The sequence below is a fragment of the Pseudomonas sp. DP-17 genome, from assembly GCF_022380625.1.
Taxonomy (GTDB): Bacteria; Pseudomonadota; Gammaproteobacteria; order Pseudomonadales; family Pseudomonadaceae; genus Pseudomonas; species Pseudomonas nitroreducens_A.
This window is the reverse complement of record NZ_JAKSXG010000002.1, coordinates 257,627-279,475: the sequence shown is the minus strand read 5'-3', so window position 1 is coordinate 279,475 and position 21,849 is coordinate 257,627. Positions and strand designations below refer to the sequence as shown.

Genomic DNA, 21,849 nt, shown 5'->3' with positions numbered 1-21,849 from the left:
AACAACAGCTGCCGGCGGGGCTGCGACTGTGTCGCCGAGTCCGCCGCCTGCTGGTGAAGTGCCGGCAGCTCTTTGCATCGAGTTCGGGCTGGGTACGCCGCTCGGCATCGCGTAGTCCGGCGGACGGTGGGGTTCCTGCCAGGTCCGATAGCATGCCTCTGCACTTTTAGTGATCCGCCCACGTGCAAACCGTCACAGTTTGTCAGGGAAGTACGATAGCGGCGGATGTGTGGCCTTCCATTCGGCGCCGATTTTTTTGGCTTCTTCGATCTGTTCCGGGGTCAGGTGCTTCGCGATGCGTGGGAGTTCGGACTGTGCAAATCTAAGTGAAGTGCCACCACCATTCAACTCAAGAAGCAGAGACATCAGTCCGTAGCTTTTCACAAAATCCTCAGAGATACCCCAAGGGTTGTCAGGAAGAGAGAATGACACTGCATACTCGCCAAACGATACGGTATAGCCAGCTTCAGCTCCTTTTTTCAGCCACTCTCTGGCCTCGTTCATATCTCCCTGTGATTGAAGTTGCTCCGCGTATTCATACATGGCGACTGGATATCCGCCCTCTGCTGCCTCCTTATATAGTTCCATGATTCGATTAGAGCGTTGCCATGGCGGAAAAATAAATCCTTCGCCATTCTCGTATCTAATCGCCAGCCAATACGACTTGAAAGGGAAGCCTGGCTTCGCTGGCTTTTTCAGCCAGTCGAGATCGCCCGTTACGAGATACATCATGTACATCGCTTCACCATCGCCTTGTTCGGTCAATGGTGTGGCTGTATTGATAAGTAAATCTTTCCACTCTCTTGCCGTTCTGGCTCCTTGCGGGCAGTTGCCCATCGCATGGCAGAGGTCATTGCCGTTATAAGCTAGTTGGTACATGGAGTACATATCCCCTTGTTCGGCGGCGGCGGTGTACCATTTCTGTGCCTCGGCGATCATGTAACGCGCTGTATTCTGCAGGTCTTTTGCCAAGTAAAATTGCGACTCTCGATCTCCTGCCATGGCCGCAATGCGCAAATCCGGCTCGCCATCTTTATATTGGTTGTAGAGTGTTAGTCCGCGTATTTTTGCAGAGTCCTGCTCGGGCGTCAGCTGGCTTGCCCATAGCGATGTGCTTACTAAAGTTGCTAGACAGGCTATGACATATTTAATGATTTTCACTGCTTATATTTACGTCCAGGCATGAACTTCTTGTCCGCCATCCCGGTGTTCGACGGATGGGTTGTCGAACAGGTGGGGCGGCGTTGGAAGAGCATTTCGTAGTCAGGCTTCGATTCGGCAATCAAAATCCTAACTTCTGCGGGAAAAAGGAAAGTGGCGGATGGGTGGCCTTCCATTCGGCGCCGATCTTTTTGGCTTCTTCGATCTGTTCGGGAGTCAGGTTCTTGGCAATGCGCGGTAGTTCTTCATTGACGAAGCTCAGTACGTTACCACCGCCATTGAGTTCCAGCAGAAGTGACATCAACCCATAGCTCTTTACGTAATCTACTTGAAAGCCCCATTTGTTGCTGGGGTCCGATAGCCCATAGGCATATTCAAGAAATGTTGACTCATATCCTAGCGCTGCTGACTTTACAACCCAGTTTCGCGCATTTTCTAGATCTCCGCTTTTTTGAAGCAAGTCGGCGTAGTAGTACATGGCGACCGGATACCCACCCTCTGCCGCCTCTTTGTATAATTCCTTGATTCGATCAGAGCGCTGCCATGGTGGAAAAATAAAACATTCATCATTATCGTATCTAATCGCCAACCAATATGGTTTGAAGGGGAAGCCGGGCTTCGCTTGCTTTTTCAGCCAGTCGAGATCGCCCGTTACGAGATACATCATGTACATCGCTTCACCATCGCCTTGTTCGGTCAATGGTGTGGCTGTATTGATAAGTAAATCTTTCCACTCTCTTGCCGTTCGGGTTCCTCGCGGGCAGTTGCCCATGGCATGGCAGAGGTCATTGCCGTTATATGCCAGCTGGTACATGGAGTACATATCGCCTTGCTCAGCGGCGGCGGTGTACCATTTCCGTGCCTCGGCAGTCATGTAGCGTTTGTTAAATTGTATTGCTTTGCCCAAATAGAACTGTGCCTCACGGTCCCCAGCCTCTGCCGCTATAGTAAGAAATGGCTCTGCCGATATGGCTTTGTGTTGGTTGAATAGCGTTAGTCCACGAGTTTTTGCAGATTCCTGCTCGGGTGTAAGCTGGCTGGCCCACAGCGATGTGCTCATTAAAGTTACTAAGCAGGCGATGACATATTTAATGATTTTCACTGCTTATATTTACGTCCAAGTATTAACTTCTTGTCCGGGCCCGGTGTTCGACGGATGGGTTGTCGAACAGGCGGGCGCCGTTGGAAGAGCATTTCGTAGTCAGGCTTCGATTCGGCAATCAAAATCCTAACTTCTGCGGGAAGAAGGAAAGTGGCGGATGGGTGGCCTTCCATTCGGCGCCGATCTTTTTGGCTTCTTCGATCTGTTCGGGAGTCAGGTGCTCGGCGATACGTGGAAGTTCCCCTTGCGCAAACTCCCTTGAAGTTCCACCTCCGTCTAGTTCGAGAGCTAATGATAGTAAGCCATAGCTTTTTACATAATCAGTTGGGAGTCCCCAGGAGTTGTCAGGTGTGGAAAGCGATCCGGCATATTCCACAAAGACAGATGTATACCCATACTCCGCGCCCTTTTTCAGCCATTCTCTAGCTTCGCTCATATCACCTTTTGAACGAAGGAGAACCGCATATCTATACATGGCTGGAGGATATCCGCCCTCTGCCGCTTCTTTGTATAGTTCAAATATTCGACCTGAGCGCTCCCACGGCGGAAAGATAAAGCCTTCGTTATTTCTGTATCTGACCGCCAGCCAATATGGTTTAAAAGGGAATCCGGGGTTCGCTGGTTTTCTCAGCCAGTCGAGATCGCCCGTTACGAGATACATCATGTACATCGCTTCACCATCGCCTTGCTCAGTCAATGGTGTGGCCGTGTTGATCAGCAGTTCTTTCCACTCTCTTGCCGTTCGGGTTCCTTGCGGGCAGTTGCCCATGGCATGGCAGAGGTCATTTCCGTTATAAGCTAGTTGGTACATGGAGTACATATCCCCTTGCTCGGCGGCGGCGGTGTACCATTTCTGTGCCTCGGCGGTCATGTAGTGTTTGTTGAACTGTATTGCTTTGCCCAAATAGAATTGCGCTTCGCGATCTCCCGCTTTCGCTGCAATGGTAAGAAATGGCTCTGCGGATATGGCCTTGTGTTGATTGAATAGCGTCAATCCACGAGTTTTTGCAGATTCCTGCTCAGCGGTAAGTTGATTTGCCAAGACAGGTATGCTGAGTAAAGTCACCGCACAGGCTATGACAAACTTAGGGATATTCATGGATTACGCCCCCGGCCCGGTATAAATTTTCCGCCCGCCTGGCACATAAGTCGTACCAGAGAAGCTGCTCGCTGTGCAGTATCCATCCCGTAGAGCCCCTAGTAACTTGACATGTTGACGGTAGTTGGAACGCATTTTGGAGCCTTCCAAGCTGCCAGCATCTTCGGCGTCGGAAATTTTAGACATAAACTTATCCATCCGATCACGGTTGTCGCAATAAACCTGCCCTTTATAGTCATAGCTGCCAAATTTATTCATGCGCGAGCAGGCGCTATCGAACTGCCGTTGCGCGGCGGCGATCTTTTCGGGGTCCGTTCCTGCGGACTCGACAATCCAGCCCAATATTCTTTCCAAGGCTTGTTGTTGGTAAAGCGGCGCACTTTCAGGGTCGTAAGAACTACTGTTATTTTGCTCGCCGCTGTTTTCAGATTTATCAGCGGATGCTGCGCCTAGCCCAATTGTTTTCATCACATCCTTGGCAGTGGCTTTCGCCGCCTCCGTGACTGTCTGCGGAGAGGTCAATGTCATCAACATCGGCCCCAGTCCCTGGGGAATGCACTCCACCACCCAGCGCTTGAGTTGCTCCTGGTTTTCATAGTTAAGAATCGAATACGCCACCCATCCGCCCCGTCCGCCGCTGGTCATGGCCTCGTAGAGGCTCATGACCGCATCGGCGACGCGCAGCGCGCCCATGGCCAGGTCGTTGCCGTGGTCGAGCAGGTAGAGCATGCCCACATCAACGCCCAAGGCGCCGGCGACGTTGAGTTTGGCGAGCAGGGCCATGGCGTCGTCGCTCACCCATTCCATGCACTGTTGCTGGTTGTTGTGCAGTTCGCGGCGTACCAGGTCGAGCAGGTCGCCTATGGCCTGGTAGCCGACGGAGAAGCTGATACTGCCCTCTGCGCCGGGGCCGCCGATCAGGGCGGCTTTCATGCGCAGGATCAGGCGCCCCCGGCTGAGCGAGAGGGAGACACTGCCCTTGATGCCCAGTCCCAGGGCCACTGCGCCGTCCAGTTCCAGCCGGGCCACGCTGAGCCATTGCCGGGAGGTGCTGACGCTGCTGGGCAGGTGCGCTAACGCTCCCTGAAAGGTCGGGGGCGGCGGTGACCAGTTGAGGGCGCCGGTGGCGAGGATGCCGGCTTGCACGCCGGCGAAGAGGTTCAGTTCGGCCTTGGCGCCGTCGTTGATCTGCACCTTGCGCGCATTGCCGTCGAGGACCGGTTGGGTGCGGCCCAGACCTTCGAGGCTGACGGTATTGCGCGTGCGCGTGGCCCGTTTGCCAGGGCGGAAGTTGGCGCCGTAGCCGGCGTTGCCCATGCCGATGGCGACGGAACCGGCCAGCATCAGCGAGGCACCGGCAAAGCCCCAGGCGCGGGCGCCCAGGTGCAGGGAGAAGCGGCCGAGGTTGATCTGATGGGTCTCCTCTTCTTTGGCGAGCCGATAGCCGATGAAGGTATCCGACGCCTCGATGCGCGAGGGCAGGTCGATGTTGAGGATTTCCACTTCGCCACGGGCGAGGTTGACGCCCAGGTCGACCTTGACTTCGGCATTGAGCCCGCTGAGCGAGAGGCCGCCGCTGAGGCTGGTATCGTGCTGCAGCATCGATTGTGGTGGTGCCAGACAACGCACCAGTTGCGCGGCGGGGCTGTTGTCGAACAGGCGCAGGTGGCGCAGGGCGTTGCGCTGGAAGAGCATCTGCCGCAGTTGCTCGGTCCAGGCGTGGCGCTGCTGCGGGTCTTCGAGGGTTTTGACCTGGTAATGCTGGGCTTGCAGGTAGCGGTAGAAGGCTTCGCCGTCGAACCAGCCCTGGTGGTCGAACCAGTCGCCCTGGGCGTCGATGCGCAGGGCGCCGTGTTGCACCAGCCAGTCGTGGAAGTCGCTGGTGGCGTGGTCCTGGTTGGCCTTGCCGGTGCTGCTGCCGGCGTAGCGCGGGGTGAGCATTTTCTTCAGTTGGGCAAGGCTCAGGTGCTGGACGGCGCGCTGGGGGGCGTTGGGCAGGCTGACTTCGCGCAGGGGGAAGTCGGCCTTCACCAGGCGATGGGCGGGGGGCGGAGAGTAGATTTCGGGGTTCCACAGGAGGTGGCGGCGCGGCGTGCTCTGGGCGACGCGCGCCTCGGCTTCGGCCTTGAGTTGCTGAAGATCGGTTTGCAGTTCATCCCATTGCGCTCGTTCGGCGTCGAGCAAGCCGCTGGGCAGGGGCACGTTCTGGCCGGTGGCTTCGCTCCACTGCCGTTGCTTCTCGTGCATGGCGTCCTTGAGCTGTTCCTGCTGTTCCAGCAGCTCGAGATAGTGCTTGAAGCGTGCGACACCGCTGGACAAGCCCGCCTCGTCGTCGTTGGTCAGGGCGAACTCGGGCAGGGCAAGTCCGTAGTTGGCGACGTCGAGGATGGCGTTGTTGTAGTCGAGGTAGGCGATGGGGCTGCGCTGCTCTTTGCGCCAGGCGAGATAGTCCTCCATGGGCGCCTTGCAGTTGACCTTGCAGTCGGTGGCTTCCAGGTAGCGAATCTTGTTGATGGCCACCAGTTGGGCCAGTTCATCGGGGCTGTAGACCGGCATCTCGCTCTGGGCCAGCAGGTTGCTGCGTGCGGTGTTGTAGCGCGCCAGGGCTTGGCGGGCCTCTTCGGCCTGGCGTGTGTAGAGCTGGCCGTCACGGTAGGTGTAGCCCTGGGCTTGGGCGTTGAAGACGGCCAGCTTGCGCAGTTGATCCCACTCCTGGAGCTGGGCTTGTCGGGCGCGGATATCCGGGCGTGCCAGTTGCAGGGGTGAGAGTGCATTGATGGCGGCGACTTCGAACGCGTAGCTGTCCACCAGGCTGGGCTCCCGTTCCTCGTAACCCTCCATGCGGGCTTTCTGTTCGCCCTTGAGGAAGGCACTGAAGTGCGGCTCGATGAAGTGCTCCAGCAGGCTGGCGGCGTCCATGCCCTGGTTACGCTGGTCGGCGGCCTTTTCCGGGGACAGCAGGGTATTCAGGGCCTGGGTGCTTTCGCGAATCAGGCTGGAAACTTGAGCGGGTAGCAGCCAGAAGGCCGACTTTTCATCCTCGCCGTTCTCGGTGAGGGGATCGTCGCGGGTGCTGTAGAGAATGTCGACGAATTCCGGCGAGCAGCTCAGGCGGTCCTTGCCAAAGCTGCTGCTATCGGAGGGCTGACAGGCGCTGCCGGGTTGGGGTTCCAGTTGCAGAACCTGGGTGTCGGTCTGTTCGGTATTCGAGGCGGGGGGCTGCGTGGCGGTCACGGGCATCGATTCCTTTGGGCAACTCAGAGTTGAAGAAGGCGTTGATATTTGCTGTAGGGCGGTAGCGCCGGGAGTTGCAGGATGGCCATGACGTCGGCGCGCTGGACGAGTGGCCGGCCCTGGCAGAGAGGCGCTAGCCGAAGTAGCAGGAAGCCCTCGGCGATGTCGTGTTCGGCAAGCAGTTCGAGGTTGTCGATCAGTGTCGGCAATTGCGCCGGTGAGGGTTGGCCGAACGTTTCGAAGTGCTGGTCGAGCCAGTACAGCCAGCGCAGGGTGCGGTAGGTGGCGGCGGTCTCGGGAGGCTGTCGGTACGGCGGCTTGAGTGGATCGCCAGCGGCCGGGGCATCCCAGCGCAACCAGGCGCCACGTGGGTTACCGATGTGTTTGGGGGCGGGGCTGTAGACGCAGCGCCAGGGGCCGAAGAGGCCGGGCTGGGCGGTGAGCGCGAGGGCGGCCCATTTCGCTGGGCGGTAATACGCGGAGAGGCTCAGGCCGCAACCTTCGTGCAGGTAGAGCAGGTCGCGGGCGTGGAGTTGAGCGGCGTTCGGGTTGTCTGCCTCCAGGGCGATTCCGCTGGCGTTTTTGCTGGCGCGGTACAACGCCCCACGGGACAGCGTGGAGTGCGGCGGGAACTGGCACCAGAGCGGGCCATGGCTGGCCATGTGCAGGTTGCCGGTGCCGGCGAACAGGGGCAACGCGGTATAGGGCAGGCCCAGGCTGCTGGCTCGCAGCGAACCCATCAGTTCCGGGTTCTGATTCTGATCGAAGATGAATAACTGGTTGGCCTCGCCAGGGCCGTTGTCGGCTCGCTCCAGTTGGGCGAGGAAGGCTTTCAACCCCGCAGGCATGGGCAGTCCTCCCGCGTGCAGACGCCATTGGCTTGCTTGCCGCAAACCGGGCCCTCCAAGCGTTGTGGTATCGGGGGCGGTGCGGCAAGGCTTTCGGCTTCGGTGTCGGGAAGCGTCGGCAATTCCGGTGCGAGGCCCGCCGGCCCGCGCATGTCGAAGTGCGAGGCCTTGATGGTGAAGTCGCCCTTGGTCCCCAGTTCGATGCTGTGCGGGTCGAGGGTGATGTAGGTGCCGCCGGCGTTGAGGGTGATCTTGCGTTTGGCGGTGATGCGGATTTCGTCTTCGGTGCTGACAATATCCAGCCCGTGTCGGGCGAGCAGTGCCAAGCCGTCGTTCTGCGCCTGGATCGTTACCGGGCCCTGGTTGGCGAAGAGCTTCATGCCCAGCTTCCTGGCGAACAGGCTGATGCCTTCGCCGACAGCGGTGGTGAAGCGCTTGGCGACGCTGATGTCCATGTTGGCGCCGGCGGTGGCGATCAGGTTCTGCGCGGCGGCGATCTGCAGGTGCTGGCCGCTGGCGAGGGCGATGCCGTCCGGGGCGCTGGCGAGGATGCCGGGTTGCTGAAGCAGGTCGAGGGCGGCCTTGAGTTGTTCGGGGGCGTAGAGGTCCGGTGCCTCGACCATGGCCAGGGCGGCATCGCGGGCCATGCCGCGGAGTTCTTGCAGGGCTTGCTCCAGCTCGCGCACGGCGGCCTGCATGTCCAGCGTTTCGCCCTGGGCGCCGGGCTGGGCGTCGGCGCTGATGAACAGGCCCTTGCCGGCGCGGATGGCGCCGTGGCCATCAGTGCGCAGCTCGAAGCCTTCGCCGCGTTTCTGTTTCTGCGCGTCCACCAAGTGCCCGAGGTTGAGCTGGCTCTTGCCGCTGTGCTCGGTGCTGAGCTTGATGTGCTCCTTGCCCCGCGAGTCCTCCATGCGCAGTTTGTTGTTGGCCGGCGTGCGCAGGACGTTGCGCTTGTAGTTCTGCAGGGTGACGAGGTCGGGATGCCGCGAGTCGTGCATGGCGTGGGCGATGTAGGGCCGGTCGGGGTCGCCGTTTTCGAATTCGACGCGGATTTCGGTGCCTTGGATCAGCGGAAAATGCAGGCCGTAGGTGTCGCCGGCATAGGGGCGCGCCAGGCGCAACCACAGGGATTCACGCCCGGCCGGCCAATTGTCGCGGTCGAACAGGAAGTAGCATTTGTAGCGGCCTTCCTTGTCGATGTGGCCGTAGAGATCGTTGGGTTCAGGGCTGGTGACACGCGCCGGGAGGCTGCCGGCGATGACGGGTTTGGCTGGCACTTCGGGGCGGAAGCAGATCTGTTCGTCATAGGGAATGGCTTCGAACTGCACCTCGAAACTGCGGTCGCGGGCGGCGCGGCTGTGCAGACGGACGATCACCGCGCCGGGCGCGAAGGCGGGTTCGACCTCATCGAGTTTCAGCACCTGGCCGGGGAGCAGGACGGGGCTGCTGGTGCTGCCGGTCAGGCGCGTGCGGCTGTTGAGGTAGCGCTCGTGGGCGAGGCGCGCGTAGAAGTAACCGCTCTCGCTCTCCAGGTCTTCGTCCTGGGCGTAGGCGTCGCCGAGGGTCTGGTGCGGCTCGCCGTAGTGGTAGGCCTCGCCATAGGTGGTTTGCGGCGACTTGAGCAGGTCGACCTGTGCATCCAGCGACGCGCCGGCATCGCGGTAGTAATAGGCCCGGTTGCTGACTTGCTGCGGTACCCGTTCATAGCGGCTCTGCAGGCCCCAGACGGCATCCTGCCCGCTGGACTCCAGCGATGACAGTGGGCGCAACGGCAGGGACGGCGCGGGCAGGTAATGGCGTTGGTCGTCATGGAACTCCACCGTCTCGATGCGCAGCTCCGGGTTCATCGAGAAGCGATACCAGATGCCGACCTCGGCGGTGAGGCGCTGGATGAAGGCGAGATCGTCCTCGCCGTACTGCATCACCTGTTCGCGCTGCGGGTACTCGCGGGTCAGCTGGAAGAGGAAGTCCTGCCCGGCGAAGTCATTGCGCCGCAGCACCTGCTCGACGATCTCCGGCACGCTCTGGTTCTGGTAAATGCGGTACTGGCGGGCAAGCCCCAGCAGCTTCAGGCGCGGCACGAAGGTCACTTCGTAGCGCGATTCATCCCGTGAGACGGCCAGCAGGGCGAAGCGAGTGATGGTGCCGTACAGGGTGCGCAGCGGCGGGGCAATCGGTGGCGTGTAGCCGGGAATGCCGAGCTGCTCGGGCGGGGCGCGCAGGCTGAAGCTGGCGTCCTTGAGCAGGAAGGTATCGGCAGGCAGATCAAGGTGGGTGCTGGTGAATTCGATACGGTAGGTGAAGGGCTGGCTGAGGGCTTCTTCACCCTCGAAGGCGAGCACGTCGAGCGGGGCTTCAACGCCCCGGATTTTCAGGGTATGGCGGCTGTGATCGAAGAACCGGTGAGCGGCGTTGATGAGCATGGCGGGCGTCCGTTCCAGGGGAACGACGATCCCACCAGTTGGGCTTGCGCCTTGTCAGTCAGCCCCGTCTGGGAAGTCTGTCTGATCCTGCGCCAGACCGACGACACCGACGCCGGCTCCCTCAAACCATCAGCAAGCTACAACTCCGGCTTGCGATGCCTCATCTGACCCCACCGGGTTGATGTTGACCTGAGTCGAGCCGACGTACAGCGGCCGGCCGAGGACGAAGAGGAATTCCCAGGCCTGACCGCGCACCAGCGCGCGGCTGTCGATCAGTTCCAGGTCGTAGATGCCGCGCTTGGCCAGCAGGTACTGGTTGACCGGGAACTCGTCCTTGCCGTGCGGGTTCGGGTAAACCTCCGAGGCCCAGGTGTCGCCGCCGAAGGCGACTATGCCCTGGTCGGCCAGCCATTTGGCCGCTTCCATGCCGATGCCCGGTTCGATTTCGAGGAACTGCTTGTTGTCCTTGCCGATCAGCTCCAGCCAGCCGGTGTTGAACAGCACCACGTCGCCCTTGCGCAGGGTCAGGCCTTCCTTCTTCAGTACCGCCTGGATGTCGGCGAAGCTGAACTCGGTGCCGCCGGGGACGATGGCCTTGCCGTAGTGCGCCGTCATGTCCAACACCACGCCGCGGGTCACGAAAGGCGGCACCTTCTCGATGCCGAGTTGCTTCACGCCCTCGACGGTGACGAAGTTGGCGGCGCGGTTGCCGTTGTAGTAGCGGTTGTCGATGCCGATGTGGCCGATGCCGTTGAGCTGGGTGCCGACACCGGTCCAGGCGTTCACCAGTTCATCGTTGAAGGTGAACTTGTTCGGGCCCAGCGTCTGCCCGTCCTGCTCGCCCGGCTGGATGTTGTAGAGGTGGAAGCTGCGGTGGCGGAAGGCCGGCAGGTGCTTGTCCACCGGCACGGCCAGCGGGTAGGTCTTGCCGGTCTTCACCAGCTCCACGGCCTGCCGGGTCACCTCCGGGGTGAGCAGGTTGGCGGCACCGATCTCGTCGTGGGCGCCGTAGACGGACGGGTACCAATCTTCCGCCGAGGCGCTCTGCATGGCCAGCGCCAACAAGGTGGCGAGGGTGAATGTCGCGAGGGCTTTCATGTTCGGATTCCTATATTCAGGCAGTGATGCAGTTCAGGCAGTCAGGCGCGGGTAATCGGTAAGCCCGTGTGCGCCGCCGCCGAACAGGGTTTCGCGCTGGTGGGTGTTGAGCGGTGCGCCCAGGCGCAGGCGTTCGGGCAGGTCGGGGTTAGCGACGAAGGGACGGCCGAAGGCGATCAGGTCAGCCCAGCCTTCCTCCAGCGCGGCAGTGGCACGCTCGGCGGTGTACTTGCCGGCGTAAATCAGCGCGCCGGGGAACACTTCGCGCAGGCGGCGCTTGAACTCGAGCGGCATATGCGGGGCATCGTCCCAGTCGGCTTCGGCGATATGGATGTAACCCACGCCGATCTCGCCCAGCAGGCGCGCAGCGGCCAGGTAGGTGGTTTGCGGGTCGGCGTCGGAACAGCCGTTCAGGGTGGTCAGCGGCGCCAGGCGGATGCCGACGCGGCCCTTGTCACCGGTGCCTTCCACCAGCGCCCTGGCCACTTCGGCGAGGAAGCGCAGGCGGTTCTCCAGCGAGCCGCCGTACTGGTCGGTGCGGTCGTTGGCGTTGGAGTCGATGAACTGGTTGACCAGGTAGCCGTTGGCGGCGTGCAGCTCGACACCGTCGAAGCCGGCAACCATGGCGTTGCGCGCGGCCTGGCGGTACTCGTCGACGATGGCGTGGATTTCCTCCACCTTCAGCGCACGGGGTTTCGAGGCCTGGACGAAGCCGGGAGTGCCGTCGTTCTCGGCGACGAAGACGTTGACGCCTTCAGCCTGCATCGCCGAGGAAGACACCGGCGACTGGCCGTCGAGCAGGCTGATGTGGCTGAGCCGGCCGACGTGCCAGAGCTGAGCGAAGATGCGCCCGCCGGCGGCATGCACGGCCTGGGTGACCTTGCGCCAGCCGGCGACCTGGGCCGGGGTGTGGATGCCCGGGGTCCAGGCGTAGCCCTTGCCCAGCGGGGAAATCCAGGTGCCCTCGCTGACGATCAGGCCAGCGCCGGCGCGCTGGGCGTAGTACTCGGCCATCAGCTCGTTGGGCACGTCGCCCGGCTGGCTGGCGCGTGAGCGGGTCATCGGCGGCATGACGATGCGGTTGGGCAGTTCGAGGCCACCCAGGGAATAGGACTGGAACAGCGGGGATGCGTGGGTGCTCATGGCGGACTCCTTCAGCGGCAAGAGGCGCGATCGGGAAGTCCGCGGGGCCCGGTGCAGTGTCGCGAACCACTCGATCGTTCGAATGGAAGGCAGTCTGCGGGCTTTACCGGCGAGGATTAAGACGTCGTTTCGGCAAAATCAATTGACTCCAGATCACGAATGCAAGCCGGATTAATTCCTTGCAGGTAGAGAACTCAGCCCTGGCTGGCGATGGCCTCGGCCACCTGCAGGTCGCTCAGGGGCGATTGCGGATGCTCGCTGCGATACAGATGCAGGGCTTGTTCGAGTTGGGCGCCGTGGATCAGCCCGGCAGTAGCGACATAGGCCAGCGCATCGTCGCGGGCGTGCTGATAGGCAGCGCGCGACGACTGGCTGGTGGACTCGCTGACGGCGGCCGTGCCGAGGCTGCTGCCGACGGTGAAGTGGTCGGAGGAGTTGCCCTTGCCATCCATGGCGTTGGCGAGGCCGGCAACCGCCAGCAGCACAACGCCCGCGCCCTGCTTCAGCATCCGCACGCCGCCCGGCGCGCAGTCCAGCCCATGCGCATCTCCGCATGGCCGGTGTGCTCGTCGGCGCGCTCTTCCAGCACCTCGAAGCCATGCCGCCGGTAGAAGGCCACCGCGCCGGAATTGGCCGAATAGACCGACAGTTCCAGCATCGGCAGGTGAACCTTGGCGTCGCTCAGCAGGTGCGAGCCCAGCCCCCTGCCCTGGCATTCCGGGGCGACGAACAGCGCGGCCAGCGCGCCATCGTGCAGGCTGTAGAAACCGCTCACGCAACCGTCGCTCTCGACGACGCGTGACGCGGCGGCGGGCAGGTAGACATCGCGCATGTCCTGCAGGCGTTGCTGCCAGAAATCGGCGTCGATGAAGTCGTGGGCCTGCTGCGAGGCTCGCAACCAGATATCCAGCACCTGGTCCATGTCGTCGTCGCGAAGGTCACGGATCAGCATCGGCGGTCGTCTCCCGGTTCTTGAAGTGCTCATGGCGTGGCGGGCGGCATCCTACACAAGCGAACACCGCTACGCTGCCCCGCGAACTGCCGCCAATCGTCGCACCTTATTCTTGTTGTCCCGTCGATACTTTCCAGATGTCCTGGGCGTACTCGCGGATGGTGCGGTCGGAAGAGAACCAGCCGACCCGCGCGGTGTTGAGCATAGAAGCTTTCCACCAGCGCGAGGGTTTTCTCCAGAGTTGCTCGACGCGCTCCTGGGCGTCCCAATAGGCGTCGAAATCCGCGCAGACCAGGAAGCGGTCGTCGTAGCGCAGGCTGTCCACCAGGGCGGTGTAGCGCTGCGGATCGTCCGGCGAGAAGATCCCGCTGCTCACCGAACGCAGCGCCTCCTCCAGGCGCGGCGAGGCGGCGATCTCGTTGTGCATGGCCAGGTCCCCGGTGCGCTTGCGCGCCACTACCTGCTGGGCCTTGAGGCCGAAGATGAACATGTTTTCCGGGCCGATGCGCTCGCACATCTCGACGTTGGCGCCGTCCAGGGTGCCGATGGTCAGTGCGCCGTTCAGCGCGAACTTCATGTTGCTGGTGCCCGAGGCTTCCAGGCCCGCCGTGGAAATCTGTTCGGAAAGATCGGCCGCCGGGATGATCGACTCGGCCAGGCTGACGTTGTAGTTGGGGATGAACACCACCTTGAGCAACCCGCGCACGGTGGGGTCGGCATTGACCGTGCGGCTGATGTCGTTGGCCAGCTTGATGATGAGCTTGGCCAGCACGTAGCTGGGCGCGGCCTTGCCGGCGAATATCTTCACCCGCGGCACGCGCTCGGTGGTGGGGTCGTTGCGGATGTCCTGGTAGAGCGCCACGGTGTGCAGCAGGTTGAGCAGCTGGCGCTTGTACTCGTGGATGCGCTTGACGTGCACGTCGAACAGCGCATCGGGGTCGACCCGCACGCCCAGCCGCTCCTCGATCAGTCCCGCCAGGCGTTCCTTGGCGTTGCGACGCTGCTGGGCGAAGCGCTGGCGCACGGCGGTCTTCTCGGCGAAGGCGGCAAGGTCGCGCAGGCGATTCTCCGGGTTGTCCAGTACGTCTTCGCCGAGGGTTTCCACCAGCAGTTCGGTCAGTTCGGGGTTGGTCTGGAACAGCCAGCGGCGGAAGGTCACGCCGTTGGTCTTGTTGCTGATGCGGTTCGGATAGAGCCGGTGCAGGTCGCGGAACACCGTCTCGCGCATCAGCTCGGTGTGCAGCGCGGACACGCCGTTGACGCTGTGCGAGCCGAGGAACGCGAGGTTGCCCATGCGCACGCGGCGGCCGTGGTCTTCCTCGATCAGTGACACCGAGCGCAGCAGGCTGAAGTCGTGGATGTCCTTGGCGCGCAGGGCATCGATGTGGAAGGCGTTGATCAGGTAGATGATCTGCATGTGCCGCGGCAGCAGGCGCTCCATCAACCCTACCGGCCAGGATTCCAGGGCTTCGGGCAGCAGCGTGTGGTTGGTGTAGGACAGCGTGGCCACGGTCAGCTCCCACGCCTGCTCCCATTCCAGGGCGCGTTCGTCGAGCAGCAGGCGCATCAGCTCGGCGACGGCGATGGCCGGGTGGGTGTCGTTGAGCTGGATGGCGACGCGCTCGGGGAGGCCACGGACCTCCTCGCCGTTGCCCAGGTGGCGCTGCATCAGGTCCTGCAGCGAGGCGCTGACGAAGAAATATTCCTGGCGCAGGCGCAGTTCCTGGCCGGCCTCGGTGCTGTCGGCCGGATAAAGCACGCGCGAGATGCTTTCGGCGCGCACCGTGTCGGCCACCGCACCGAGGTAATCGCCCGCATTGAAGCGCTCCAGGTGCAGGGTTTGCTCGGCGCGGGCGCGCCACAGGCGCAGGGTGTTCACGCTGGCGCCGCGCCAGCCGACGATGGGCATGTCGTAGGCGACCGCCCTCACCCGCTCCACCGGCGCCCAGCGCTGGCGTTCGACACCGTTGGCGTCCGGCTCGCTGTACACGGCGCCGCCGAAACCGACACTGAAGCTGCACTCGGGCCGCTCGAATTCCCAGGGGTTGCCGAAGTCCAGCCAGGTTTCAGTGAGCTCCTGCTGCCAGCCATCGCCAATCGCCTGCTTGAACAGGCCGTGTTCGTAGCGGATGCCATAGCCGTGGGCCGGGATATCCAGGGTGGCCATGCTTTCCATGAAACACGCCGCCAGGCGTCCCAGGCCACCGTTGCCCAGCGCGGCGTCGGGCTCCAGCAGGCGGATGCGTTCCAGGTCCACGCCCAGCTCCGACAGCGCCTGGCGGGCGACGTCCAGCAGGCCGAGGTTGCTCAGGTTGTCGATCAGCAGGCGGCCGATGAGGAACTCCAGCGACAGGTAGTAGACGTGCTTGCGGTCGCTGCGATTGATCGCGCGGGTGGCCTCCTCCCAGCGGTCCACCTGGTACTTGCGCGCGGCCAGGGCGACCGCCTCGAACCAGTCGTGGTCGAAGGCGTCGGCCGGGTCCTTGCCCACGGCGTAGCGCAGGCGGGTGAGCACGGCGTGCTTGAAGGTTTCGACTTCCGACTGATCGGGGGTGCTGTCCAGGGCCATTGCCGTCTCCTGATGTGGGCGGGAAAGGGGCGCGGGCCGGCAAAGCGCAACGTACCCCAGTGCATCTGTCCACGGCGAAAACGATCAGTTCAGACCTTTTCGCCGGGCGGGCGCCGCCGTTCATCAGAATCGCTGAACGCTCGGCGACGAGCGGTTTCTCCCCCTTGTGGGCGGTAGATTGCCGGCCCGGCGCGGGAGTGCTCCAGTTCCCGCGCCCTTCCAGCAGAGACAAGAGGAGAACAGCCATGCCACGCGGCAGCAAAGACAAGTACACCGACAAGCAGAAGCGCAAGGCCGAGCACATCGAGGAAAGCTACGAAGAGCGTGGTGTTCCCCAGGGCGAAGCCGAGGCGCGCGCCTGGGCCACGGTGAACAAGCAGTCCGGCGGCGGCGAGCGCAAAGGCGGCTCGGGCCAGCGCAAGAGTCCCCAGGCCAAGAGCCAGTCGCGCAAATCCTCCGCGCGTCGGGCGGTGGCCACCAAGCGCGGCGTGCCACGTCCGGACCAGTCGCTGGAATCCATGACCAAGGCCGAGTTGCTCAACCGTGCCCGCACCCGGCAGATCAGCGGCCGCTCGACCATGCGCAAGCAGGAGCTGATCGAGGCCTTGCGCAAGGCAGCCTGAGCACCAGCCAGCGACATCCACTCACGACGACCTACCAGGAGAAAGTCCCATGGGCAGCTATCGATGGTCCCCTTCCTCGCGCCACAGTGGCGTGAATGAACTGCAATCGCTGGTGCGCGACCTGGAAAGCCTGCTGGAAAGCGGCCGCGACCTGGCCGCGGACGAGCTTCCGGTGTTCAAGGCGAAACTGCGCGGGCTGGTCGACCAGAGCCGCGAAACCAGCGACCACCTGATGCACCGCAGCCGGCGCGCCGTGCAGGCCGGCAGCGACTACGTCGGCGAGCATCCGTGGCAGACCGTGGCGATCCTCGCCGCGGCCGCCGGCCTCCTTGCCGCGGCTTGTGCGTTGAGCCGGAACCCGTGAGTCCGGCGCGGTGGTCGGCGGCTCAGCCGTTGACCACCGTCCCGCCATTCACGTGCAGCACCTGCCCGCTGACGTAGGAGGAATCGCTGCTGGCGAGGTAGACGTAGGCCGGTGCCAGCTCCTCCGGCTGGCCGGGCCTCCCCATGGGCGTATTGGCGCCGAACCTGGCCACTTCCTCGGCGCTGAAGGTCGAGGGGATCAGCGGCGTCCAGATCGGCCCCGGCGCGACGGCATTGACGCGGATGCCGCGCTTGACCAGGTTCATCGCCAGGGAGCGGGTGAAGGAAGTAATCGCGCCCTTGGTGGAGGAATAGTCGATCAGCTTCGGGTTGCCCTTGTAGGCGGTGATCGAGGTGGTGTTGACGATCGCCCCGCCCTCTCCCATCAGCGGCAGCACCGCCTTGGTCAGCTGGAACATGCCGAAGATGTTGGTGCGGAAGGTCTTCTCCCACTGCGCTTCGCTGATGTCCTCCAGTGATTCCTGCGGGTGCTGCTCGCCGGCGTTGTTCACCAGGATATCGACGTGCCCCCAGCGCTCCTGCACCTTGCGCGCGACTTCCGCGCAGAAGCCGGCATCGGCGACGTCACCGGCCATTTCCAGGCATTGCTGGCCGAGGGATTCGATGACCTGGCAGGTCTTGAGCGCATCCTCGGATTCATTCAGGTAAAGCAGCACCACGTCGGCGCGCTCGCGGGCGAAGGTCACCGCGACGGCGCGGCCGATGCCACTGTCGCCGCCGGTGACTATCGCCACCTTGCCGGCCAGCTTGCCGGCGGCGCGGTACTGGCTGGAGACGAACTCGGGATGCGGCTGCATCTGTTCCTCGCTGCCGGGTTGCTGATCCTGGTGCTGGGGCGGAAGGGTCTGGGTATCGCTCATGCCGTTCTCCTTGGGATGCCGCCGGGGCATCGATGAAGGTCCAACCGTCGAATGTCAGACGCGTGGCGGTTTCTGCTCGCCGCAGTGGCAGTGCGGGTCCTGGCAGCGTTTTTCGCCTTCGGGGTGGCCGTCGGCGCAGGCCTGGCAGCAATAGGCGCGGCCTTCGCGGTAGACGGCGTTGGCGCCCAGGCTGCACGAGCAGCCGGGGCAGGAGCAGGGTTGATCGTTCATGGTGACCTCCCGGGTCTGGGCTGGGCTGGGCTCACTGGGTAGGCCGGCGGGCGCGGGCGTAGTTCAGGCTTTTTCGCGAGCGGTGCCGGCCGCCGACCGGCTTTTCTGAACCCCCGCGCCGTGTCCGCGTCCATCGCGGTATCCCACCCGAGAACCAGGAGAATGGCGATGACGCATCCCAGACTGTCGACCCTGCTCGGCCCGCTGCTGCTGGGCCTGCTGCTGTTCGGCAGCGCCACCCCGGCGCAAGAACCGTCAAGCGAATCGGCCTTCATCTCCGAAGCCCTGCGCAACAGCCAGCAGCAGCTCGCCCGGGCCCAGCAGGCGATCCGCTACGGCAAGACGCTGGCGGTACGCGACCAGGCCCAGGGCGTGCTGGACGAGCATTCCAACCTGCTGCGCGACCTGCAGACCCTGGCGCAGAAGAAAGGTGTGCCGGCGCAGGCGGATGCTCCGCTCAAACAGCAAGGCACGCAGGCGCAACTGGCCGAGAGCGAACGCTTCGACCATGACTACGCGGTGGCGCAGCTGGAGGCGAGCAAGGCCGCGGTGGAGGCCTTCGACCGCATGAGCAGGCGCAACGCCGACCCGGACCTGCAAGGCTTCGCCCGGCTCTGGCTGCCGATGCTCTATCACCAGCGTGAGCTGGCCGACCAGCTGGTGGCCTCGCAGGCACCCTAACCCTTCGATTCAGCCTTCGAGCTGATCCCACATCCTGCGCGTCAGGCGCTGGCGGGTCTTGCTCCAGTCGGCCCAGGGGTCGGCTGCGGCGAGGCGCTCGTCGACGTTGGCGATGGTCCAGCGATTGGCGCCCTTGAGTTCGGCCAGCTCCTCGCGGCTGACCGGTACCGACACCGGCAGGCCTTCGCGCGCGCGCACCGACCAGACGCAGACCGTGCTGGCGCTGCGGCCATTGCGCAGGTAATCGATGAAGATGCGCTTGACCCGGTTCTTCGGCCCGGACACGGCGCTGAATCGGTCCGGCATGATCCTGGCCATGTGCCGGCTGATGGCGTGGGCGAAGTCCTTGACCTCGTCCCAGCCATGGTTGCGCTGCAACGGCACGAGGATGTGCATGCCCTTGCCGCCGCTGGTCTTGAGGAAGGACTGCAGGCCCAGTTCGTCGAGCAGCGTCAGCGTCAGCTGGGTCGCCTCGATCATCCGTGACCAGGGCAGGCTTGGGTCCGGGTCGAGGTCGAGGACGAAGCGGTCGGGCTTCTCCAGGTCGTCCACTGCGGCGTTCCAGGTATGCATCTCCAGCGCTCCCATCTGCGCGGCGCCGACCAGCCCTTTGGCGCTGGCGATGCGCAACAGTGCCGGGCGCCCCGGATCGAGCTTCGGGTCCAGCAGGTCGACGCCGGGAATGGCGTTGCGCGATGCGTGCCGCTGGAAGAACTGCTCGCCGCCCACGCCATCCGGCGCCCGCACCAGCGACACCGGGCGGTCGCCAAGCCAGGGCAGCATCCGTTCGGCGGCCTTCTCGTAATAGCGGGCGACGTCGATCTTGCGCAGTTTGCTGGTGGGGTCGATCACCCGGTCGGGGTGGGTAATGGTCACGCCTTCGACCTTGTTGCCCGTCGCGGCACCTGCCCCGGCGGAGGTTTTGCCCGAGGTTTTGCCCGGGGTTTTGCCGGGCGCTCTGGCCGCCTTCTGCGGTTTCTCCTCGACTATGGCTTGGGCGGGCTTGTCACTGCGCAGGCCATGGAACACCGCCTGGCGGACCAGACCTTCGCGGGTGATCTCGGCGAAGGCCACCTCGCAAAGCAGCTCCGGTCGCAGCCAGGTAACCCCCTTGGCATCGGCGCCCCGAGGCGGCGTATGCAACGGGCAGGCTTTGCGCTGCAAGGGCTTGAGCTGCTGGTAGATGGTTTTCAGGCTGGTGCTGCTGAAGCCGGTGCCCACCTTGCCGGCGTAGCGCAGCTCGCCATCCTTGTCGTGCAGGCCCAGCAGCAAGGCGCCGAAATGCGAACGCGAGCCCTTGGGTTCGCTGTAGCCGACGATGACAAACTCCTGCCGCCGCTTGCACTTGAGCTTGATCCAGTCACGGGAGCGCTTCTCGGTATAGGTGCTGCCGGCGCGCTTGCCGATCAGGCCCTCCAGACCCAGGCGACAGGCGCTGTCGAGAATGCTCCGGGGGTCGTCGGTGAAGTCCTCGGAATAGCGCAGGTATTGGCTGGCGTTACCGCGCAGCACCTGTTGCAGCGCTTCGCGGCGCTCCTCCAGCGGCTTGCCTCGGTAATCCTCGCCGTCCAGCCAGAGCAGGTCGAACAGGGTGTAGTGGATCGGCTCGGAAAGCTGCGCGTCGAAGGCGTTCTGCAAGCGCTGGAAGTCCGGGCGGCCCTCTTCGTCCATCACCAGGATTTCGCCATCCAGCCAGGCCGACTGCACGTCGAGCCCGGCCAGTGCCTCGCACAGCTCGGGCAGCTTGCTGGACCAGTCGTGGCCGTTGCGGGTCTGCAACCGTACCTTGCCGTGGTCGAGACGGGCGAGGATGCGATAGCCGTCGATCTTGATCTCGTATCGCCAATCGCCGGGCGGTGGCGCCTCGACCAGGGTGGCCAGCTCCGGCGACAGCGCGTCGGGCAACCTGGCGCTGCCGCGCTTGCCCGAAGCGGCTTTCTTCGTCGTCTTCCTCGCCGGAGCGTCTGCCGCCCTTGCCGGGCGGCCGCTCCGGGGTGCGGCCTTCTTCACCGCTGCCGCCTCGCTGGGCAGCGACTGTCCGGTGACCACGCTGAGCGGCTCCTCGGCGAGGATGTCGAAACGCGGGTAATCCCGCGCCTGGTCGTCGCGGCCCTTGATCAGGAACCACTGCGGTTGCCGGCCGGCCATGCGTGTACGGACAAGGTTCCAGCTGCCGGCGAGCTTGCTGCCCTCCAGGCGGAATTTCAGGTGCCCGCTCCTGATGCCCTCGTGGGGGTCGCCAATGGGCGTCCAGCGGCCTTCGTCCCAGACGATGACGTCACCCGCGCCGTAATGCCCGTCGGGGATATGCCCTTCGAACCGCGCGTAGTCCAGCGGGTGGTCTTCCACCTGGACGGCCAGGCGCTTCACGCTGGGGTCCAGGCAAGGCCCCTTGGGCACCGCCCAGCTTTTCAGTACGCCATCGAGTTCGAGGCGAAAGTCATAGTGCAGGTGGCTGGCATCATGCTTCTGCACCACGAAGGCGAACTCCCCGGCATGGCCGGAAGCCGATTCGCCACTGGGTTCGGGGGTGCCGCTGAAGTCGCGCTTGCGGGCATATTCATGGAGGGTCTCGGCTCGGGCCATGGCTCACTGTTCCTCGTCAGGGTCGGACTCGTCCCAGGGTTTGCCGTCCAGCGGATGCACCCGGCCTTCCTCGGCCTCGTCCAGGCCGATGCCGCCGCCGATCTCGCTTTCGCGGACGATGGACAGTTCCTTGTCCGCCGGCTTGCTGTCGGCCGGGTCCAGCGGCGATTCGGTGCCGTCCTCGTCGATCAGGGTTTCGGGCGACAGGTCGTCCATGCTCACGCCGTCCTCGGTCTCGCCCTGGCCCAGCGTCTCGCCACCGCTCAGGCCCATCTCGCGGCGCCGCTGGGCGGGGAAGTCACGTTCCACGTCCTCGGGCGAGCGCTCGTCGCCGATGCGCCCCTCCGGACCCTTTTCGAAATCCAGCTCCCGCACGCTGCCCATGCGGTCCTCGGTGTCATCGATCTCGATGTGCTGTTCGCGTCGTTCAGTCATGGGGTCTCTCCTGGAGGGTCCGTCCCGGCGAGAGGGGTTCGCCGGCGCGGAAGGTTTCTTCTGGGGCAGGCTCTGACGCGGCTTGCGGGGAGTCGGCCGGCACTCTGCTTACCGGTACTCCGCTTGCCGGTACTTTGCCCGGTGGTCCTTGGCGGGACCTGCGCTCCCGCGCCTTGTCGATGCAAGGGCACTCCGGATCGCGGCAGGACTGGTCCTGGCCATGGCCCTCGGCGCAGGCCTCGCAGCAGTAGTAGCGATCCCCACGGCGCATCGCGTCACCGTCGAGCTCGCAGATGCAGCCCGGGCATTGGCAAACTTCAGGTTTCATGGCGACAGCCTCCCTTGCGCTCTGCTGGGTTGAGCCGAGCGCAATCAGGGAGTTCAGGTTTTCTGCTGGGAGGCAGCGGCGCCGGACGCGCC

19 protein-coding genes are annotated in these 21,849 nt (G+C 63.6%); 3 read left to right on the top strand and 16 right to left on the bottom strand.

The annotated features are described in order from the left end of the window. Positions 1-192: 192 nt before the first annotated feature. The 11 genes from MJ122_RS06945 to MJ122_RS06895 all read right to left on the bottom strand — a co-directional run bounded on the left by MJ122_RS06945 (position 193) and on the right by MJ122_RS06895 (position 15,623). A complete protein-coding gene (locus MJ122_RS06945; RefSeq protein WP_239743208.1) occupies positions 193-1,161 on the bottom strand; it encodes a sel1 repeat family protein in 969 nt (322 codons plus the stop codon). Positions 1,162-1,282: 121 nt separating this feature from the next. Continuing rightward, the gene (locus tag MJ122_RS06940; RefSeq protein ID WP_239743206.1) at positions 1,283-2,263 is read right to left on the bottom strand and encodes a sel1 repeat family protein; all 981 of its coding nucleotides are present in this window, start codon (positions 2,261-2,263) and stop codon (positions 1,283-1,285) included. Between the two features lie 118 nt (positions 2,264-2,381). Then, a complete protein-coding gene (locus tag MJ122_RS06935; RefSeq protein WP_239743204.1) occupies positions 2,382-3,362 on the bottom strand; it encodes a sel1 repeat family protein in 981 nt (326 codons plus the stop codon). A gap of 3 nt (positions 3,363-3,365) precedes the next feature. Next, on the bottom strand, positions 3,366-6,596 hold the full coding sequence (locus tag MJ122_RS06930; protein ID WP_239743202.1) for a hypothetical protein: 3,231 nt from the start codon (positions 6,594-6,596) through the stop codon (positions 3,366-3,368). 23 nt (positions 6,597-6,619) lie between these two features. Continuing rightward, entirely contained in the window at positions 6,620-7,444 is an 825-nt protein-coding gene (locus MJ122_RS06925; protein ID WP_239743200.1) for a hypothetical protein, read from the bottom strand. Then, on the bottom strand, positions 7,429-9,867 hold the full coding sequence (gene vgrG / locus MJ122_RS06920) for a type VI secretion system Vgr family protein (protein ID WP_239743198.1): 2,439 nt from the start codon (positions 9,865-9,867) through the stop codon (positions 7,429-7,431). Before vgrG ends, MJ122_RS06925 begins: the two co-directional genes overlap by 16 nt. Positions 9,868-9,996: 129 nt before the next feature. Further along, on the bottom strand, positions 9,997-10,965 hold the full coding sequence (locus tag MJ122_RS06915; RefSeq protein ID WP_239743196.1) for a cyclase family protein: 969 nt from the start codon (positions 10,963-10,965) through the stop codon (positions 9,997-9,999). Between the two features lie 33 nt (positions 10,966-10,998). Further along, on the bottom strand, positions 10,999-12,108 hold the full coding sequence (locus MJ122_RS06910) for an alkene reductase (RefSeq protein WP_239743194.1): 1,110 nt from the start codon (positions 12,106-12,108) through the stop codon (positions 10,999-11,001). A gap of 194 nt (positions 12,109-12,302) precedes the next feature. Next, a complete protein-coding gene (locus MJ122_RS06905; RefSeq protein ID WP_239743192.1) occupies positions 12,303-12,617 on the bottom strand; it encodes a DUF2388 domain-containing protein in 315 nt (104 codons plus the stop codon). After that, complete coding sequence (locus tag MJ122_RS06900; RefSeq protein ID WP_239743190.1) at positions 12,611-13,060, bottom strand: N-acetyltransferase; 450 nt, start codon at positions 13,058-13,060, stop codon at positions 12,611-12,613. The genes MJ122_RS06905 and MJ122_RS06900 overlap by 7 nt, the downstream gene beginning before the upstream one ends. Positions 13,061-13,166: 106 nt before the next feature. After that, a complete protein-coding gene (locus tag MJ122_RS06895; protein ID WP_239743316.1) occupies positions 13,167-15,623 on the bottom strand; it encodes a glycogen/starch/alpha-glucan phosphorylase in 2,457 nt (818 codons plus the stop codon). Positions 15,624-15,874: 251 nt separating this feature from the next. On the opposite strand from MJ122_RS06895, the gene MJ122_RS06890 reads away from it, so the two are divergent. Next, entirely contained in the window at positions 15,875-16,252 is a 378-nt protein-coding gene (locus tag MJ122_RS06890) for a Rho termination factor N-terminal domain-containing protein (RefSeq protein WP_088418538.1), read from the top strand. A 49-nt stretch (positions 16,253-16,301) separates the two neighbouring features. Beyond that, on the top strand, positions 16,302-16,616 hold the full coding sequence (locus MJ122_RS06885) for a DUF883 family protein (RefSeq protein WP_088418536.1): 315 nt from the start codon (positions 16,302-16,304) through the stop codon (positions 16,614-16,616). 22 nt (positions 16,617-16,638) lie between these two features. Here MJ122_RS06885 and MJ122_RS06880 read toward each other — a convergent pair whose 3' ends face one another. Further along, a complete protein-coding gene (locus MJ122_RS06880) occupies positions 16,639-17,496 on the bottom strand; it encodes an SDR family oxidoreductase (protein WP_239743188.1) in 858 nt (285 codons plus the stop codon). A gap of 54 nt (positions 17,497-17,550) precedes the next feature. After that, positions 17,551-17,727, bottom strand: a complete 177-nt coding sequence (locus MJ122_RS06875) for a hypothetical protein (RefSeq protein ID WP_017517854.1) — start codon at positions 17,725-17,727, stop codon at positions 17,551-17,553. A gap of 168 nt (positions 17,728-17,895) precedes the next feature. Between MJ122_RS06875 and MJ122_RS06870 the strand changes: the two genes are divergently transcribed. Then, a complete protein-coding gene (locus MJ122_RS06870; RefSeq protein WP_239743186.1) occupies positions 17,896-18,408 on the top strand; it encodes a DUF4142 domain-containing protein in 513 nt (170 codons plus the stop codon). Positions 18,409-18,417: 9 nt separating this feature from the next. Here MJ122_RS06870 and ligD read toward each other — a convergent pair whose 3' ends face one another. The 3 genes from ligD to MJ122_RS06855 are packed head-to-tail and all read right to left on the bottom strand — an operon-like array spanning position 18,418 to position 21,757. Next, positions 18,418-20,994, bottom strand: a complete 2,577-nt coding sequence (gene ligD / locus MJ122_RS06865; RefSeq protein WP_239743184.1) for a DNA ligase D — start codon at positions 20,992-20,994, stop codon at positions 18,418-18,420. A 3-nt stretch (positions 20,995-20,997) separates the two neighbouring features. Further along, the gene (locus MJ122_RS06860) at positions 20,998-21,429 is read right to left on the bottom strand and encodes a phosphotransferase system, HPr-related protein (protein ID WP_088418528.1); all 432 of its coding nucleotides are present in this window, start codon (positions 21,427-21,429) and stop codon (positions 20,998-21,000) included. Continuing rightward, positions 21,422-21,757, bottom strand: a complete 336-nt coding sequence (locus MJ122_RS06855; protein WP_275590614.1) for a metallothionein — start codon at positions 21,755-21,757, stop codon at positions 21,422-21,424. The genes MJ122_RS06860 and MJ122_RS06855 overlap by 8 nt, the downstream gene beginning before the upstream one ends. Between the last annotated feature and the right edge of the window lie 92 nt (positions 21,758-21,849).

Coding starts and splice junctions, on each gene's coding strand:
- MJ122_RS06935 (WP_239743204.1), bottom strand. CDS start 3,362: ATGAATATCCCTAAGTTTGTCATAGCCTGTGCGGTGACTTTACTCAGC.
- MJ122_RS06925 (WP_239743200.1), bottom strand. CDS start 7,444: ATGCCTGCGGGGTTGAAAGCCTTCCTCGCCCAACTGGAGCGAGCCGAC.
- vgrG (WP_239743198.1), bottom strand. CDS start 9,867: ATGCTCATCAACGCCGCTCACCGGTTCTTCGATCACAGCCGCCATACC.
- MJ122_RS06915 (WP_239743196.1), bottom strand. CDS start 10,965: ATGAAAGCCCTCGCGACATTCACCCTCGCCACCTTGTTGGCGCTGGCC.
- MJ122_RS06910 (WP_239743194.1), bottom strand. CDS start 12,108: ATGAGCACCCACGCATCCCCGCTGTTCCAGTCCTATTCCCTGGGTGGC.
- MJ122_RS06905 (WP_239743192.1), bottom strand. CDS start 12,617: ATGCTGAAGCAGGGCGCGGGCGTTGTGCTGCTGGCGGTTGCCGGCCTC.
- MJ122_RS06900 (WP_239743190.1), bottom strand. CDS start 13,060: ATGCTGATCCGTGACCTTCGCGACGACGACATGGACCAGGTGCTGGAT.
- MJ122_RS06890 (WP_088418538.1), top strand. CDS start 15,875: ATGCCACGCGGCAGCAAAGACAAGTACACCGACAAGCAGAAGCGCAAG.
- MJ122_RS06885 (WP_088418536.1), top strand. CDS start 16,302: ATGGGCAGCTATCGATGGTCCCCTTCCTCGCGCCACAGTGGCGTGAAT.
- MJ122_RS06880 (WP_239743188.1), bottom strand. CDS start 17,496: ATGAGCGATACCCAGACCCTTCCGCCCCAGCACCAGGATCAGCAACCC.
- MJ122_RS06875 (WP_017517854.1), bottom strand. CDS start 17,727: ATGAACGATCAACCCTGCTCCTGCCCCGGCTGCTCGTGCAGCCTGGGC.
- MJ122_RS06870 (WP_239743186.1), top strand. CDS start 17,896: ATGACGCATCCCAGACTGTCGACCCTGCTCGGCCCGCTGCTGCTGGGC.
- ligD (WP_239743184.1), bottom strand. CDS start 20,994: ATGGCCCGAGCCGAGACCCTCCATGAATATGCCCGCAAGCGCGACTTC.
- MJ122_RS06860 (WP_088418528.1), bottom strand. CDS start 21,429: ATGACTGAACGACGCGAACAGCACATCGAGATCGATGACACCGAGGAC.
- MJ122_RS06855 (WP_275590614.1), bottom strand. CDS start 21,757: ATGAAACCTGAAGTTTGCCAATGCCCGGGCTGCATCTGCGAGCTCGAC.